This is a genomic window from Brachybacterium sp. JB7 (assembly GCF_003335205.1).
GTDB lineage: Bacteria > Actinomycetota > Actinomycetes > Actinomycetales > Dermabacteraceae > Brachybacterium > Brachybacterium alimentarium.
Map to the genome: position 1 here is coordinate 412,808 of NZ_QPGN01000003.1, position 13,393 is coordinate 426,200.

At 69.4% G+C, this 13,393-nt stretch carries 13 protein-coding genes and 1 tRNA gene; 11 read left to right on the forward strand and 3 right to left on the reverse strand.

The window, feature by feature from the left end:
- The first annotated feature begins 94 nt into the window (after nt 1–94).
- Both CIK81_RS06310 and CIK81_RS06315 read left to right on the forward strand, forming a co-directional pair.
- Entirely contained in the window at nt 95–910 is an 816-nt protein-coding gene (locus tag CIK81_RS06310) for a thioredoxin domain-containing protein (protein WP_096163829.1), read from the forward strand.
- A 73-nt stretch (nt 911–983) separates the two neighbouring features.
- A tRNA-Thr gene (locus CIK81_RS06315) sits at nt 984–1,055 on the forward strand.
- 142 nt (nt 1,056–1,197) lie between these two features.
- Here CIK81_RS06315 and CIK81_RS06320 read toward each other — a convergent pair.
- Nucleotides 1,198–2,724 (reverse strand): hypothetical protein, encoded by a 1,527-nt coding sequence (locus CIK81_RS06320; RefSeq protein WP_096196692.1) that lies wholly within the window; start codon nt 2,722–2,724, stop codon nt 1,198–1,200.
- A 479-nt stretch (nt 2,725–3,203) separates the two neighbouring features.
- On the opposite strand from CIK81_RS06320, the gene CIK81_RS06325 reads away from it, so the two are divergent.
- The 3 genes from CIK81_RS06325 (at nt 3,204) to CIK81_RS06335 (ending at nt 5,037) form a co-directional block, all read left to right on the forward strand.
- Entirely contained in the window at nt 3,204–3,668 is a 465-nt protein-coding gene (locus tag CIK81_RS06325; RefSeq protein ID WP_096196693.1) for a hypothetical protein, read from the forward strand.
- Nucleotides 3,669–3,784: 116 nt separating this feature from the next.
- A complete protein-coding gene (locus CIK81_RS06330) occupies nt 3,785–4,423 on the forward strand; it encodes a hypothetical protein (RefSeq protein WP_114306986.1) in 639 nt (212 codons plus the stop codon).
- Complete coding sequence (locus CIK81_RS06335) at nt 4,420–5,037, forward strand: hypothetical protein (RefSeq protein ID WP_114306985.1); 618 nt, start codon at nt 4,420–4,422, stop codon at nt 5,035–5,037. Before CIK81_RS06330 ends, CIK81_RS06335 begins: the two co-directional genes overlap by 4 nt.
- 85 nt (nt 5,038–5,122) lie before the next feature.
- On the opposite strand, the gene CIK81_RS06340 is transcribed toward CIK81_RS06335, so the two are convergent.
- On the reverse strand, nt 5,123–5,665 hold the full coding sequence (locus tag CIK81_RS06340) for a hypothetical protein (RefSeq protein WP_147272346.1): 543 nt from the start codon (nt 5,663–5,665) through the stop codon (nt 5,123–5,125).
- A gap of 173 nt (nt 5,666–5,838) precedes the next feature.
- Nucleotides 5,839–6,516 (reverse strand): uracil-DNA glycosylase, encoded by a 678-nt coding sequence (locus CIK81_RS06345; protein WP_096163834.1) that lies wholly within the window; start codon nt 6,514–6,516, stop codon nt 5,839–5,841.
- Nucleotides 6,517–6,593: 77 nt separating this feature from the next.
- On the opposite strand from CIK81_RS06345, the gene CIK81_RS06350 reads away from it, so the two are divergent.
- The 6 genes from CIK81_RS06350 (at nt 6,594) to CIK81_RS06375 (ending at nt 13,256) form a co-directional block, all read left to right on the forward strand.
- A complete protein-coding gene (locus tag CIK81_RS06350; RefSeq protein ID WP_241964030.1) occupies nt 6,594–6,977 on the forward strand; it encodes a DUF3263 domain-containing protein in 384 nt (127 codons plus the stop codon).
- 62 nt (nt 6,978–7,039) lie between these two features.
- Nucleotides 7,040–7,633: a LytR C-terminal domain-containing protein gene (locus CIK81_RS06355; protein ID WP_096163835.1), complete on the forward strand. Its 594-nt coding sequence runs from the start codon at nt 7,040–7,042 to the stop codon at nt 7,631–7,633.
- 431 nt (nt 7,634–8,064) lie between these two features.
- Complete coding sequence (gene groL, locus CIK81_RS06360; RefSeq protein ID WP_096196698.1) at nt 8,065–9,708, forward strand: chaperonin GroEL; 1,644 nt, start codon at nt 8,065–8,067, stop codon at nt 9,706–9,708.
- Between the two features lie 499 nt (nt 9,709–10,207).
- Entirely contained in the window at nt 10,208–11,302 is a 1,095-nt protein-coding gene (locus CIK81_RS06365) for a TRAP transporter substrate-binding protein (RefSeq protein ID WP_241964031.1), read from the forward strand.
- A complete protein-coding gene (locus tag CIK81_RS06370) occupies nt 11,302–11,925 on the forward strand; it encodes a TRAP transporter small permease (RefSeq protein WP_096163837.1) in 624 nt (207 codons plus the stop codon). Before CIK81_RS06365 ends, CIK81_RS06370 begins: the two co-directional genes overlap by 1 nt.
- Before the next feature lie 2 nt (nt 11,926–11,927).
- Nucleotides 11,928–13,256 (forward strand): TRAP transporter large permease, encoded by a 1,329-nt coding sequence (locus CIK81_RS06375; protein WP_096163838.1) that lies wholly within the window; start codon nt 11,928–11,930, stop codon nt 13,254–13,256.
- Nucleotides 13,257–13,393: the final 137 nt, after the last annotated feature.

Here is a 13,393-nt window from a genome sequence, read left to right on the forward strand (position 1 = left end):
GTGCCTCATCCCTCCGGTCGTGCTCAGGGAACCCCGGTTAAACTTCCTCCGACCTGTCACCCACCGCAGCCCCGTCCCGGGGTGAGGAGCATTCATGGCCGCGTCCGGATCATCGAAGTCAGCGCCCTCGCAGTCAGCGCAGGAGCGCCGCGAGGCACAGAGGGAGAAGCTCCGCCAGCAGCGTCAGGCCGAGCTGCGCCGGCAGCGTTCCGTGCGCACCGTGGTGATCGCTGCGATCGTCGTGGTCGCGCTGGTCATCGCGAGCGCCATCGGTTTCCTCGTCTACCGCTCCATGCAGCCCGAGCCCGCACCCACCGTCCCGACCGGCATGAGCGAGGACCAGCCGTACCTGACCTTCGGTGCCCCCGAGGACTCCGGCAAGCCGGTCGTCGAACTGCACCTGGACTTCATGTGCCCCATCTGCGGGCAGTTCGAGGAGGTCAACGGTGAGGACGTCATGTCGATGGTCGAGGACGAGGAGATCACCCTCCACCTCGTGCCTCGCAACATGTTGGACTTCGCCTCGACCACGGGCGACTACTCCTCCCGGACGGCCGCCGCCATGGTCTCCGTCTACGAGGAGGACCCGGAGGCGTCGCTGGCCTTCATGCAGCTGCTGTTCGCGAACCAGCCTGCAGAGAACTCCGCCGGCCTCACCGACGAGGAGATCTGGGCCTATGCGGAGGAGGCGGGTGCCTCGGCCGACGTCAAGGCGTCGATCGATGCCGAGACCTACCGTCCCTGGGTGAACCAGATCGCCGATCCCTATGCGGCCGACAAGACGGAGGGCACGCCCTACGTCGAGATCGACGGGACGCAGTTCCAGGACTGGCAGACCGAGGGCGCCCTGCGCGAGGCGGCGCTCGCCGCCGGTGGGGACGCCGCGGCCTCCGACGGTGGTGAGGGCTGAGAAGCTCGTCCGCGGAGCCCGCTGGGCTCCTCTAGACTTCTGGGGTCGGCCGATCCGTCGGCCGACCCCACCCGCTGGAGTGGCGCAACGGTAGCGCACCTGTCTTGTAAACAGGTGGTTGCGGGTTCGATTCCCGTCTCCAGCTCGATCAGGAAGACCCCATCAGGCGCAATGCGTGATGGGGTCTTCCGCTGTGGTCCTTGGACCCGCTGTGATCCCGTCGTGGCCTCGCTGTGGCCCCGCGGGGCGGTGCCGTCACCGGCCCCGGGACGGGGCTCCATGAGCGGTCAGAAGCGGGAGTAGGTCACCTTGTTCACCGTGAAGCCGTGGCCGGTCATCACGTTCCAGCAGGTCATCCCGTCGAAACGGCTCGTGCAGGCCACGTCGCCATGGGCTGAGCTCTTGTCGTACTCCAGGGTCTGCGCGGAGTCGCTGAGGAAGGACTTGCCGCAGGCGGTCGCCGCGTCCTCCGCTCCGACCTGGATGGAGAAGGGGCCGTTGTCACAGTCCTCGAGGCTCGCGTCCGCGTAGTCCCGCTCGAGCACGGAGCAGGCCACGGAGTCGTCCTCGAGCAGGCAGACGATGTTTCCGGTGGGGGACTTCAGCGCCGTGATGTCTTCGGCGTCGTCGGGCGCTGGGGAGACGGGCTCCTCGGAGGGCTCCTCGGTGGTGGGCTCCTCGGTCGGCGACTCCGAGGGGGCCTCGGAGGCCGAGGTCGCACTCGTGCGCTGGTAATCCTCGCCATCGTCGCTGACCCAGGCCCGCACCACGAACGCACCGACGATCACCAGCAGAAGCGCCAGCAGCAGGCAGCCGCCGCAGGCGAACAGGGCGCGTCGACCGTTCGAGCCGGAGCCATCGGAGTCGGCCTCCGGTGGCACGGTGGGAGGGCCGCCTGCCGAGGCGGCCGCAGTCGGGCCGGTCTGACCGTGCGGCGGCACGCCGTAAGGGTCGGGCGTCGGATAGTCCGGATAGGTGGCGGCCGGGGAGGCGCTGGTGCCAGCAGCAGGGCCCGTACCCGCGACGACACCAGCGCCTGCTCCCGCAGCGACGACTGCGCCGGCACCTGCGCCTGTGCCGGCACCTGCTGCGGGGGCGGCGTCCGAACGGGATACTGAGGAGGGGCTGGTCGCGGGGGACGCCCCTGCGGGGCCGAGGGGGACGACACGGGCGGACGGGGCCACACGCACGCCGCCGGTCGTGGGAGCGGCGGGCGCGGAGTCGGGTGACGCCGCACCGGCGGGGGAGGGGGCCGACCCCTCTGCCGGGGAGGACGCGCTCCAGGCGTCGGCCGACGCGAGGTCGCCCCAGACGGACGCTTCCTCGGAAGCCTCGGAAGCCTCGGAAGCCTCGGAAGCCTCGGAAACCTCGGAAACCTCGGGCGAGCCGGTGGTGCGAGCATCAGCCGCCGCGGCCTCGGGCCGAGCGGAGCTCTCGGCCGTCTCCGCGTCGTCCTGGTCGGTGACGGCGGGCGAGATCTGCGTGTCGTCCTGATCGGTGATCACGGGGGACGCCTGGGTCTCGTCAAGGTCATAGTCGTCGGAGCCGTCGGAGCCGTCGGAGCCGTCGGAGCCGTCGGAGCCGTCGGAGCCGTCGGAGTCGCCGGACGGTTCTGCGGCCCTCATGGCCTCGTCGTACGCTTTCTTCGCCCAGGGGTTCGTCGCCAGGATCCACGACCGCGCCACCTCGGGGCACGACGGGTTCAGCACGATCGTCCTCTGCAGCTGAGGGTGCTTCTCGGTCAGTTCGAGAAGGCGCTCCGGCGGGGTGCTCGGATCGCGTGCTTCCTCAGCTGATGATCGTGGCTCTGCCACATCCACTCCCTCGGTGTCGACACGGGCTCGCGGGGGCGCCCAGGTACGGCTCGAGCCGTACGAGGACGGGGACGAACCTCCGAGAGTCTGACACCAGGCACTCCAGCGGTCCACTCCCGAGCCCGCGATGTGGATCCCTTCCCGGTCTGGTCGGCAGGTCACGAGATGGCGCGGACCAGGGGTGCGGGCACACTTTTCCTGCCGTCATCGATCCCGCGGGCCGTTGGATCTGTGACGGTGCTCATGGCATGCGCGGATCGTGGTGGAGACCCACGGGTCCACAGGGATCTCCGCGCAGCTGCGCGCCCTCCGCAACAGCTGGGCGTGGCCCGTTGGGGAGCGAAGCGCGGAACCGGAGCGGCGAGAACTCCTGCGGCGCGGCAGGCACCGCCGGTATCCTGCGCCTGACGCTCGGCCGAGCGCGGGGGCACGGTCGACAACGATCGTGCAGGACGAAGACGACGACACGGGGGAAATCGATGATCATCTGGCGCGGTTGGGGGTTCCTGGCCATCGTGTACATCGCGCTCGGCGCGGCGCTGCTGGGAGGACTGATCGGAGCATCGCTCCTCCAGTCGTCGACGGCCGCCGGCCCGCTCGCGGGCGTGGGGATCCTGATCGGCGGAGCGCTGACCGCCGTGCACGGCTGGTACCTCAACGTGCTGCGCCCCCGCCGGCGAGCCGATGAGTGGGAACAGGCCGAGCGGCCTCGGCTCGAGGCCGCTGCGGATCAGGGCACCCTGGTCGTCGCCAATGTGCAGCCGCGCAGCCCTGAGGAGGCCGCCGACATGATCGAGGCCGTCCTCACCGACGGGCGCCGTGCGATCGGTCGGCACGGCCCGCATTCGGTGTTCTGGATCCCGATGGAGATCATCGGGATCCTGGCGATCGTCGGCGGACTCGTCCTGGCAGGGGCGACACTGGCCGGTGCACTCCTGGCGTGAGGCCCGGCCCACCTGGCTCACCTCGGTGACAGCTCTCAGCAGGTGCAGCGGTCGGTAGGATGCGCGACAGCCCGGGACCCCTCGGTGCAGCGGAGGCGAGCACGGGACGGGAACGGATGAGCGATCACGCGCAGTCGGCGGGCACGACGAGATCTCGGAGGCTGACCGTCGCCCTGCTCCTCTCCATCGGATGCCTCACCGCCTCCGTGCTCCTGCTGCTGGCCACCACCGCCGGCGGCATCACCTATCTCGTGCTGCAGAAGCGTGCTGCAGAGGCCGCGACCACATTCACCGGCGCGACATACGCGTTCGGCTACCCCGTGGACTGGCACCGGACCACGACCGGCGTCGAGCTTCCTGATCCCGATCAGGTGCTCGAGCTCAGGAACGACGACACGACGAAGTACGTGACGGTCCTGGACCGCAGCGGGGCGATGTCGGCCGCAGGGGAGTGCTCGGACGCTACCGCGCGCGCGAACAGCCAGGGGTTGGGGGCCGACCAGAACGAGGTGATCGGTGCTCGTGACGTCGACGGCCGTGAGGCTCTCCACCATCGCGCCGTCGCCACCGACCTGGACGGGGAGCACTCCTCCAGCGTGGTGGACACCTGGTGCCTCCCCAAGCCCGACGGGGTGGTCCTCTTCGTGGCCCAGACCTTCAGCGACGATGACAGCCCCGAGTCGATGCCGGATGCGGAGAGGATCCTGGACAGCTGGGAGTGGACGGTCGACGGCCTGTCCGCGGAGGACTCATGACGCACCAGACCACGAGGCCGGCAGGGGCCCGCCGTCCCCTGATCCTGCTGATCGCAGGCTTCCTGATCGCGGCGCTGCTGCTCACGCTGCTGGCCGTCGGCACGGTCACCTACCTCGTGCTGAGCACCAGGCCGGAGCCCGCCGCCGCCCCGGAGTTCCCGACCTACCAGGCGCCGACGCCCATGACCGAGGTCGATACCGGCTGGTACACGTTCTCCTATCCCGCGCACTGGGCGCCCCAGGACCCGTCGGAGGACATCTCCTCGTTCGAGTACGTCCTCACGACCCTCGACGCTGCAGACAACTCGAAGATGGCCGTCATGGATTACGTGGTCGAGGACGGGATCGAGGAGGAGTGCCTGGATCAGGCCGAAGCGCTGAGACTCCACGAGATGCCCGATGTCGAGGTGGACGGTCGCGTCGCAGCGCACTATCAGACCATCGCGCCCGCCCCGGACACGGAGGAGACCATGGTCCAGGACCTGTGGTGCCTGCCCAGGCAGTTCCACATCGTCGTGGTGCTGGGACGCACCAGCGGGCCGGAGGCCGAGGCCGCAGGGGTCTCCGAGGCCCAGAAGGTCCTGGACACCTGGTCGTGGACCACGGAGTCCTGAGCATCCCGGCTGCTCGACCCGGGAGAGTTCCTCAGGGACCCACGAGAGCCAGGGAGAGTCAGGGGGCGGGGGTCAGGGCCTCACGTCAGCGGACCCAGGTCCACGTATCGAGCATGACCTCGGCGACAGGCGCGGGGCCGGCGCCGTCGGGGGAGGAGCCCTCGGCGAGGAGGACGACGACGCTCTCGGCATCTGCCATGCAGTACGCATCGCCCTGATGCCATCGGTCCTCGCTGTACGAGACCCACCGACTGTGCGCCGCGCGAGCACCGTCGACCATGAGCGGGTCGAGGACCTCGGCGGAGACCGTCGCCAGGCCCTGCTCCTTGGCGCTGTCGAGCAGCACGGAGCAGAAGCCAGCGGCATTCCGGATGCCCGTGGTCTCGCGAGCGATCGCGACCCGCTGATCCTCGGAGGGGGGCGCGAGGGCCGAGAGCACCCGGAGGGAGACGAACTCAGGGTTCTCGACCTCGGACCATCCCGCCGGGACCACGGTGCTGATGCCGTCCACCTCCAGCGGGACCGTCTCCGGGGACGTGGCGGCATCGCGCTGGATGACCAGATAGGTCACTCCGCCGCCGATCGCCAGGACGAGTGCCAGGCACAGGAGACCGGTGCAGAGGAGCACCGCGCGCACGGCACGCCGTCGGCGAGGAGGCCCGCCGCTCGCCGCGGACTCATCTCCCGCAGAGCCGGAGGCATCCTCCGCGGAGCAGGGCGCATCGCCCGCCGGGCCGGGGGACCACTCCTCGCGACCGCCGGGCGGCCCGGCGACGCGGGTCGTGTCCCCGACCCGGGTCCTCACTGCGGGATCCGCCAGTCGATCGGTGCGGCGCCCTGCGCCTCGAGCAGCTCGTTGACCCGGGAGAAGGGGCGCGAGCCGAAGAATCCGCGGGAAGCGGACAGCGGACTGGGGTGCGGGCTCGCGACATACGGCACGTCACCGAGCGCTGGGATCAGGGCCTGGGCATCGCGCCCCCACAGGATCGCCACGAGCGGCCCGCCGCGGGCGACCAGCGCCTGGATCGCGGCGTCGGTGACGAGCTCCCAGCCCTGGCGTCGATGCGAGGCGGGGGCGCCCGGCGTGACCGTGAGGACCCGGTTCAGCAGCAGCACGCCCTGATCCTGCCAGGCCGTGAGATCGCCGTGGCTCGCACGCGGTATGCCCAGGTCGGTCTCCAGCTCGGTGTAGATGTTCGCGAGCGAGCGCGGCAGCGGCCGCACGTCACGGTGCACCGCGAAGGACAGCCCGATCGGATGGCCGGGCGTCGGATAGGGGTCCTGACCGACGACGAGCACGCGCACGTCCGCCATCGGGCGGGTGAAGGCCCGCAGCACGGCATCGCCGTGGGGGAGGTAGCCGCGGCCGGCCTCGATCTCGGAGCGCAGGAACGTTCCCAGGGCGTGGATCCTGTCCTCGACGGGGGCGAGGGCCTGGGCCCAGTCGGCACTGATGGTCTCGGGAAGAGGCGTCGGCATGTGAGCAGTCTTCCACCCGTCGGGGGAACGCGGCGAGCCGAGTTCGGCAGCGGTCCGCTCCCGCGTAGCCTCGAACCATGTCCGCTGACCATGCCCGTGATCGAGATCGCGCCCCGCGCGAGAGCGAGGCGACCGATGCGGCGCTGTGGGACCCGGAGACCGGCGACGCACCCGATCCGGTGACCGGTCCGGCGCCGTCGGCCCCGCAGGACGGACTGACCGAGCGCGACCGGATGATCCTCGCGCTCGAATCCCGCACCTTCCGCTACGTCGGGGCCAAGGAACGAGCCATCCGCGAGGAGATCGGCATCTCCAAGGTGGCGTACTACGTGCGGCTCAACGCCCTGCTCGATGACCCCTCGGCCCTGCGCGCGGCCCCCGCCGTCGTGAACCGGCTACGCGACCGGCGCACCTCCGAGGACGGCGTCCCGCCGGTGCGTGACTCCGGTCGCGTGGCCTGACGGACCGGGTGCCGGGGCGTGTGCTCCACCCGCAGGACGGATCGAGCAGGTTTAATGGGGCCGTGGCTGATTCCCAGTATCCTTACCCGCCGGACCGGTTCGACGACGAGGCGGACGCCGTCTCGTTCCACGGCGCCCATCGCGCCGAGGAGCCGTTCTGGCGACAGAACCTGCTCTACATCATCATCATCGGCGCCGCGCTGGTGATGCTGATCGTGCTCCTGTTCGTCATCGGAGGTCGCGGAGGCGGCGGCGATGATCGTGCGCAGGACCCCACCACTCCCGCCGCGAGCGAGGACTCCTCGTCCGAGTCCGAGGCCGAGGAGAGCGACGAGGAGGAGCCTGCGGCGGAGCCGGACAAGTCCACCCCCGTGCTGGTCGTCAACGCCGGCGGGATCAACGGCCTGGCCGGGACCTGGCAGGAGAACCTCGAGGATGCCGGCTGGTCCGACATCAGCCTCAACACCGCGGACAACGTCCAGCAGGAGCCCATCGTGTTCTACCGCGACGCGGAGGATGCGGACACCGCGAAGGCCCTGGCCGAGGAGGTCGGCGCCGGAGAGGCCCGCCAGAGCGACGAGTACGACGCGCGCATCACCTTCGTGGCGGTCGACGAGCCCGATGCGGGCGACGACGGGGGCGACGGCGAGGGCTGATCCGCTCGTCGCCACGCCTTCTGTTCCAGCATGCGACGCGCGCCTGCCTTCCCCCTGGGGTCGGCGGGCGCGCGTCGTGCTGTGCGCGGCGGCCGGTCCGGGGCAGATCCGGGGATGCGGGCGGTCGTCGGCTCTGCACTCCGGCGTCGGCCCAGAGCAGAAAGCACGAATCCGACCCTGCGGAGTTAGCACTCTCCCCCTCCGAGTGCTTATGATGATCTGGCACTCGGTGATCGAGAGTGACAGCGCCCCTCGGGGCAGTCGCCCTCGGGAGTCGGGAGCCTGATCGGACAGCAGGCACTGCTGCTCGACCACGAACATTCCGGCCCCGTGAGGGATCCGGCGCCGTGGGACATGAACACGGCGTGGGATCTCGTCCGTCGCGGGCACAGGGTCGGGTGGACACCACACCACACGGGAGAGATTCCACAATGGCCAAGCTCATCTCTTACGACGAGGAGGCCCGGCGCGGCCTCGAGCGGGGAATGAACCAGCTCGCCAACGCCGTCAAGGTCACCCTCGGCCCCAAGGGCCGCAACGTCGTCCTCGAGAAGTCCTGGGGCGCCCCCACCATCACCAACGACGGCGTGTCGATCGCCAAGGAGATCGAACTCGACGATCCCTACGAGAAGATCGGCGCCGAGCTCGTCAAGGAGGTCGCCAAGAAGACGGACGACATCGCGGGCGACGGCACCACCACCGCCACCGTCCTTGCCCAGGCACTGGTCAAGGAAGGCCTGCGCAACGTTGCCGCAGGCGCCAACCCGATCGCGCTCAAGCGCGGCATCGACCAGGCCGTGGCCGCGGTCTCCGAGACCCTGCTCGCGCAGGCCACGGAGATCGAGACCAAGGAGCAGATCGCCAGCACCGCCGCCATCTCGGCGGCCGACCCGGCCATCGGCGAGCTCATCGCCGAGGCGCTCGACAAGGTCGGCAAGGAAGGCGTGATCACGGTCGAGGAGTCCAACACCATGGGCCTCGAGCTGGAGCTCACCGAGGGCATGCGGTTCGACAAGGGCTACATCTCGCCCTACTTCGTCACCGACGCCGAGCGCCAGGAGACCGTGCTGGAGGACCCCTACATCCTCCTGCTGTCCTCCAAGGTCTCCTCCGTCAAGGACCTGCTGCCGCTGCTGGAGAAGGTCATCCAGGCCGGCAAGCCGCTCGCGATCCTCGCCGAGGACGTCGAGGGCGAAGCCCTCGCGGTTCTCGTCGTCAACAAGCTCAAGGGCTCCTTCAAGTCCGTGGCCGTCAAGGCCCCGGGCTTCGGCGATCGCCGTAAGGCGATGCTGGAGGACATGGCCATCCTCACCGGCGGTCAGGTCATCTCCGAGGAGGTCGGCCTCAAGCTGGAGACCGCTGGTCTCGAGCACCTCGGCCAGGCGCGCAAGATCGTTGTCACCAAGGACGAGACCACGATCGTCGAGGGCACCGGCGACGCCGAGCGCATCGCCGGCCGCGTGTCGCAGATCCGTACCGAGATCGAGAACTCCGACTCGGACTACGACCGCGAGAAGCTCCAGGAGCGCCTCGCGAAGCTGGCCGGCGGCGTGGCCGTCATCAAGGCCGGCGCGGCGACCGAGGTCGAGCTCAAGGAGCGCAAGCACCGCATCGAGGATGCCGTGCGCAACGCCAAGGCCGCTGTGGACGAGGGCATCGTCGCCGGCGGCGGCGTCGCGCTGCTGCAGGCCGGCAAGGACACCTTCGACAAGCTCACCCTCGAGGGTGACGAGGCGACGGGCGTCAACATCGTCAAGGTCGCCGTCGAGGCACCGCTCAAGCAGATCGCGGTCAACGCCGGTCTTGAAGGCGGCGTCATCGCGGAGAAGGTCAAGGGCCTTCCCGTCGGCCAGGGCCTGAACGCGGCGACCGGCGGGTACGAGGACCTCCTCGCCGCCGGCATCATCGACCCGGTGAAGGTGACCCGCTCCGCGCTGCAGAACGCAGCGTCCATCGCGGGCCTCTTCCTCACCACCGAGGCCGTCGTGGCCGACAAGCCGGAGCCCAAGGCCCCGGCCGGCGGCGACGACATGGGCGGCATGGGCGGCATGGGTGGAATGGGCGGCATGATGTGATCCAGCCTCACGGCTGATCGCGTCGCTCCCACCAGAGCACCAAGGGCCCCGATCCTCTCCGGAGGATCGGGGCCCTTCGCTGCGTGCGGCTGGTACTGCCTGGGGTGCTGGGGTGCTGGGGATCTGTCGACGCCGCGCCCTGAGCCGAGCCGCTGACCGCCGGCGCCGATGGGTAGCGCTTTCCCAGGTCAGCGGCGGAATTGCCTGCTCGGGCCGCAACCATGGCAACCGTCGGCAAGGGGTGAGACCGGTTTCCCGGCGGCTGGCACTCTGTCCGAGGTCGGCTTCGCGAAGCGACCGGGCGCTGCGGCCATCGGGCACAGCAGCCCTTCGACGACGGATCTCGGAAGCCCGAGGAACGTCGTCTCGCGCGAGGCCGCGGCTCCTGGGTCACCGGGAGCCCTGTCCGACCGGCACGCCCCGGGAAGGACGACGACGCTGCAGTGCGGTGATCGTCGCGCGCCTTCCGGCCGGAGCTGCCCATTCGAGGAGGAATGCAGTGCGATCACGTTTGCCCCGCCGACGAGGAGCACCCCGCTCGCTCGCCGGCTCCCGCTCCGGAACGCTGGGAGGAGTGGGCCGGCGAGGATTCCTCAAGGCTCTTCCTATCGCCGGTGCCGGTGCCGCCCTCCTGGGAGGCTGCGCCACCAAGGAGGGAGCCGTCACCGACGTGGACAGGGTGCTGTCCATCTCCCTCGGGCAGGCGGAATCGCATCCCAGCTACGGGTCGCTGGTCTCCTTCGGCGAGCGCATCGCCGACGCGACCGACGGCCGCTACGGAGCCCGCGTCTACGCCAACAACTCGTTGGGCGATCAGCAGGAGACGGTCCAGCTGGTCTCCGACGGCGCCATCGACATGGCCGTCATCTCCGGCACTCAGATCGAGAACTCGGAACCGCGTTTCCTGCCCATGAACGTGGCCGGGGTGTTCGACGACATCGACCACCAGAACCGCGTCATGCTCGACGACTCGATCGTCGGCGACCTGTTCGCCTCCCTCGAACCGCACAAGCGCCTCACCGTGCTCGGCGGCTACACCCAGGGCAGCCGCCACCTCTACACCTCCGGCGGCCCGATCGAATCGCCCGACGACCTGGCCGGGATGAAGATCCGTGTGCAGGAGTCCGAGATCTTCCTGCGTCTGATCCGCAACATGGGCGGGGTGCCCACACCGATGGCCTACAGCGAGGTCTACACGGGGCTGCAGGCAGGAGTGCTCGACGGGGCGGAGAACAACGAGATCTCCTACGTCACCCAGCGGCACTACGAGGTCGCCAAGCACTTCACCATGACCAACCATCTCGTCGGCTTCGACTTCATGCTGGCCAACACCGACCTGCTCGCGGACATGGACGAGACCGACCGCGAGGCGGTGCGGGAAGCCTGGAAGGAGACGCAGAGCGAGTTCGTCGAGATCTGGAAGCGGGAGACCGCGGAGGCCACCCAGGAGATGCTCGATCGCGGCGTGATCATCTCCGAGCCCGACGCCTTCGCCCCGATCATCGAAGAGACCGGACAGTCGATCCTCGAGAACCCCGAGGACATCGCGCTGTACGACGCGATCCGCGCGCTCTCCGAGAAGGAAGGTGCCTGATGTCCACTCTTCGTCACGGATTGCTCTCCGCTCTCAAGGTGCTGTGCATCGCGCTGTTCTCGGTGCTCGTGGTGGTCGTGGTCTGGCAGGTCTTCACCCGCCAGGTTCTCGGTGCACCGAGCCCCTGGACCACGGTCACCGCCCAGTACATGTTCGTGTGGCTGAGCCTCTTCGCTGCCACGCTGGTGTTCGGCGAGCGCGGCCACATCGCTGTCGACGTCGTGGCCCAGCGCGCGCCGGGCGTCTCCCGCCACGTGCTCATCGTGCTCGTGCAGATCTGCATCATCGCCTTCGCCGTGCTGGTCATGGTGTGGGGCGGTCTCCGCGGCATGTCGATGTCCTGGGACCAGGTGATCCCCGGGTTCCCCTTCACCGTGGGGCACATGTACCTCGCCCTGCCGGTCACCGGTGTGATGATCGGCTGGCTCGCCCTCGAGGATCTCCTCCTCGCGCTGCGCGGCGATGAGCTCGCGCCGCTCGAGCAGACCGACGACGAGGCGGCCGAGAGCTCCGGCGCCGCGGCTGCGGCCGCCGTCGTCCACGAGCAGGGAGCCGACGCACACCCGGTCGAGCGATCGTCCGATGGCTCCGGCACCCTCCCCGACACCGAGAAGGAGCGCTGATCATGGATCCCGCAATGCTCGCCGGGATCATCCTGATCATCGGCATCGTCATTCTCATCGCGCTCGGCGCCCCGATCGCGATCGCCATCGGCCTGCCGTCGGTGGTGGCGCTCATCGCCGTCATGGGCGTCGAACCGGCCGTCTTCGTCTCGGCCCAGCAGATGTTCACCGGGGCGAACTCGTTCTCCCTGCTCGCGATCCCGTTCTTCGTGCTGGCCGGTCAACTCATGAACACCGGTGGCGTCGCGGCGCGACTGATCGATGCGGCGAAGGTCGTGGTGGGGCGGATGCCCGGCTCACTGGCACAGACCAACGTTGTCGCCAACGCCCTGTTCGGCTCCGTCTCCGGCGCTGCCGTGGCCTCGGCTGCGGCCGTGGGCGGCATCCTCGGCCCGCGGCAGCGCAAGGAGGGGTACGACCCGGCCTTCGCCTCTGCGGTGAACGTGGCCTCCGCCCCCTCCGGGATGCTGATCCCTCCGTCGAACACGCTGATCGTGTATTCCCTGGCGTCCTCCACCTCGGTGGCGACCCTGTTCGCCGCCGGCTACGGCCCGGGCGTGGTGTGGATGCTCGCCTGCCTGGTGATGGTCTGGGTGGCGGCGAAGCGACGCCCCGAACTGGTGGGCTCGGACAACGGGGCCGCGCGCGGTGAGCTCACTCTCGCCGTCGCACTGCGCACCCTGCTGGCGGCGGTGCCCGCCGTGTTCATGATGGTGATCGTGATCGGCGGTCTCGTGGCCGGGTTCTTCACCGCGACCGAGTCCGCCGTGATCGCGGTCGTCTATTCCCTGATCCTCGGCTTCATCTATCGCGAGCTGACCGTGAAGAAGCTGCCGGCCGTGATCCTCTCGGCCACCCGTACCACTGCGGTGGTGCTGCTGCTGATCGCGGTCTCCGGAGTGCTCGGGTGGGTGCTCGCCTATGCGACCATCCCGCAGTTCATCTCCACGGCGCTGCTGGGGGTCTCGAGCTCTCCGATCGTCGTGCTGCTGCTGATGATGCTGGCACTGCTGATCGTGGGCATGTTCATGGACCCGACCCCGGCGATCCTGATCTTCACCCCGATCTTCCTGCCGGTGGCACTCGAACTGGGCGTGGACCCGATCCACTTCGGCCTGATGCTCACGTTCAACCTGTGCCTGGGAACGATCACCCCGCCGGTCGGCGTGATCCTGTTCGTCGGCGCCCGAGTGGGTCGCATGAAGGTCGAGCCGGTGATCACGCGCCTGCTGCCGTTCTACGTGCCGCTCGTGACCGGCCTGCTGCTGATCGTGTTCGTCCCGCAGATCTCGATGTTCATCCCGAACCTGCTGGGGATGTCGAGCGAATGAGAGGAGCGCTGGGACGTTGACCGTTCGATGCCCGAGCGGTGGCGGACCAGCACGTCGAGGTCGACTCGACGCAGGCCGCTCCTCGTGAGCGCTGTGGGCCCCGATCCTCTCCGGAGCGTCGGGGCCCTTCGCACGCC

What these genes read in the sequence shown, in the direction of transcription:
- CIK81_RS06370 (WP_096163837.1), top strand. Translation starts at nt 11,302, where the DNA reads ATGTCCACTCTTCGTCACGGATTGCTCTCCGCTCTCAAGGTGCTGTGC.
- groL (WP_096196698.1), top strand. Translation starts at nt 8,065, where the DNA reads ATGGCCAAGCTCATCTCTTACGACGAGGAGGCCCGGCGCGGCCTCGAG.
- CIK81_RS06335 (WP_114306985.1), top strand. Translation starts at nt 4,420, where the DNA reads ATGACGCACCAGACCACGAGGCCGGCAGGGGCCCGCCGTCCCCTGATC.
- CIK81_RS06350 (WP_241964030.1), top strand. Translation starts at nt 6,594, where the DNA reads ATGTCCGCTGACCATGCCCGTGATCGAGATCGCGCCCCGCGCGAGAGC.
- CIK81_RS06310 (WP_096163829.1), top strand. Translation starts at nt 95, where the DNA reads ATGGCCGCGTCCGGATCATCGAAGTCAGCGCCCTCGCAGTCAGCGCAG.
- CIK81_RS06345 (WP_096163834.1), bottom strand. Translation starts at nt 6,516, where the DNA reads ATGCCGACGCCTCTTCCCGAGACCATCAGTGCCGACTGGGCCCAGGCC.
- CIK81_RS06375 (WP_096163838.1), top strand. Translation starts at nt 11,928, where the DNA reads ATGGATCCCGCAATGCTCGCCGGGATCATCCTGATCATCGGCATCGTC.
- CIK81_RS06330 (WP_114306986.1), top strand. Translation starts at nt 3,785, where the DNA reads ATGAGCGATCACGCGCAGTCGGCGGGCACGACGAGATCTCGGAGGCTG.
- CIK81_RS06325 (WP_096196693.1), top strand. Translation starts at nt 3,204, where the DNA reads ATGATCATCTGGCGCGGTTGGGGGTTCCTGGCCATCGTGTACATCGCG.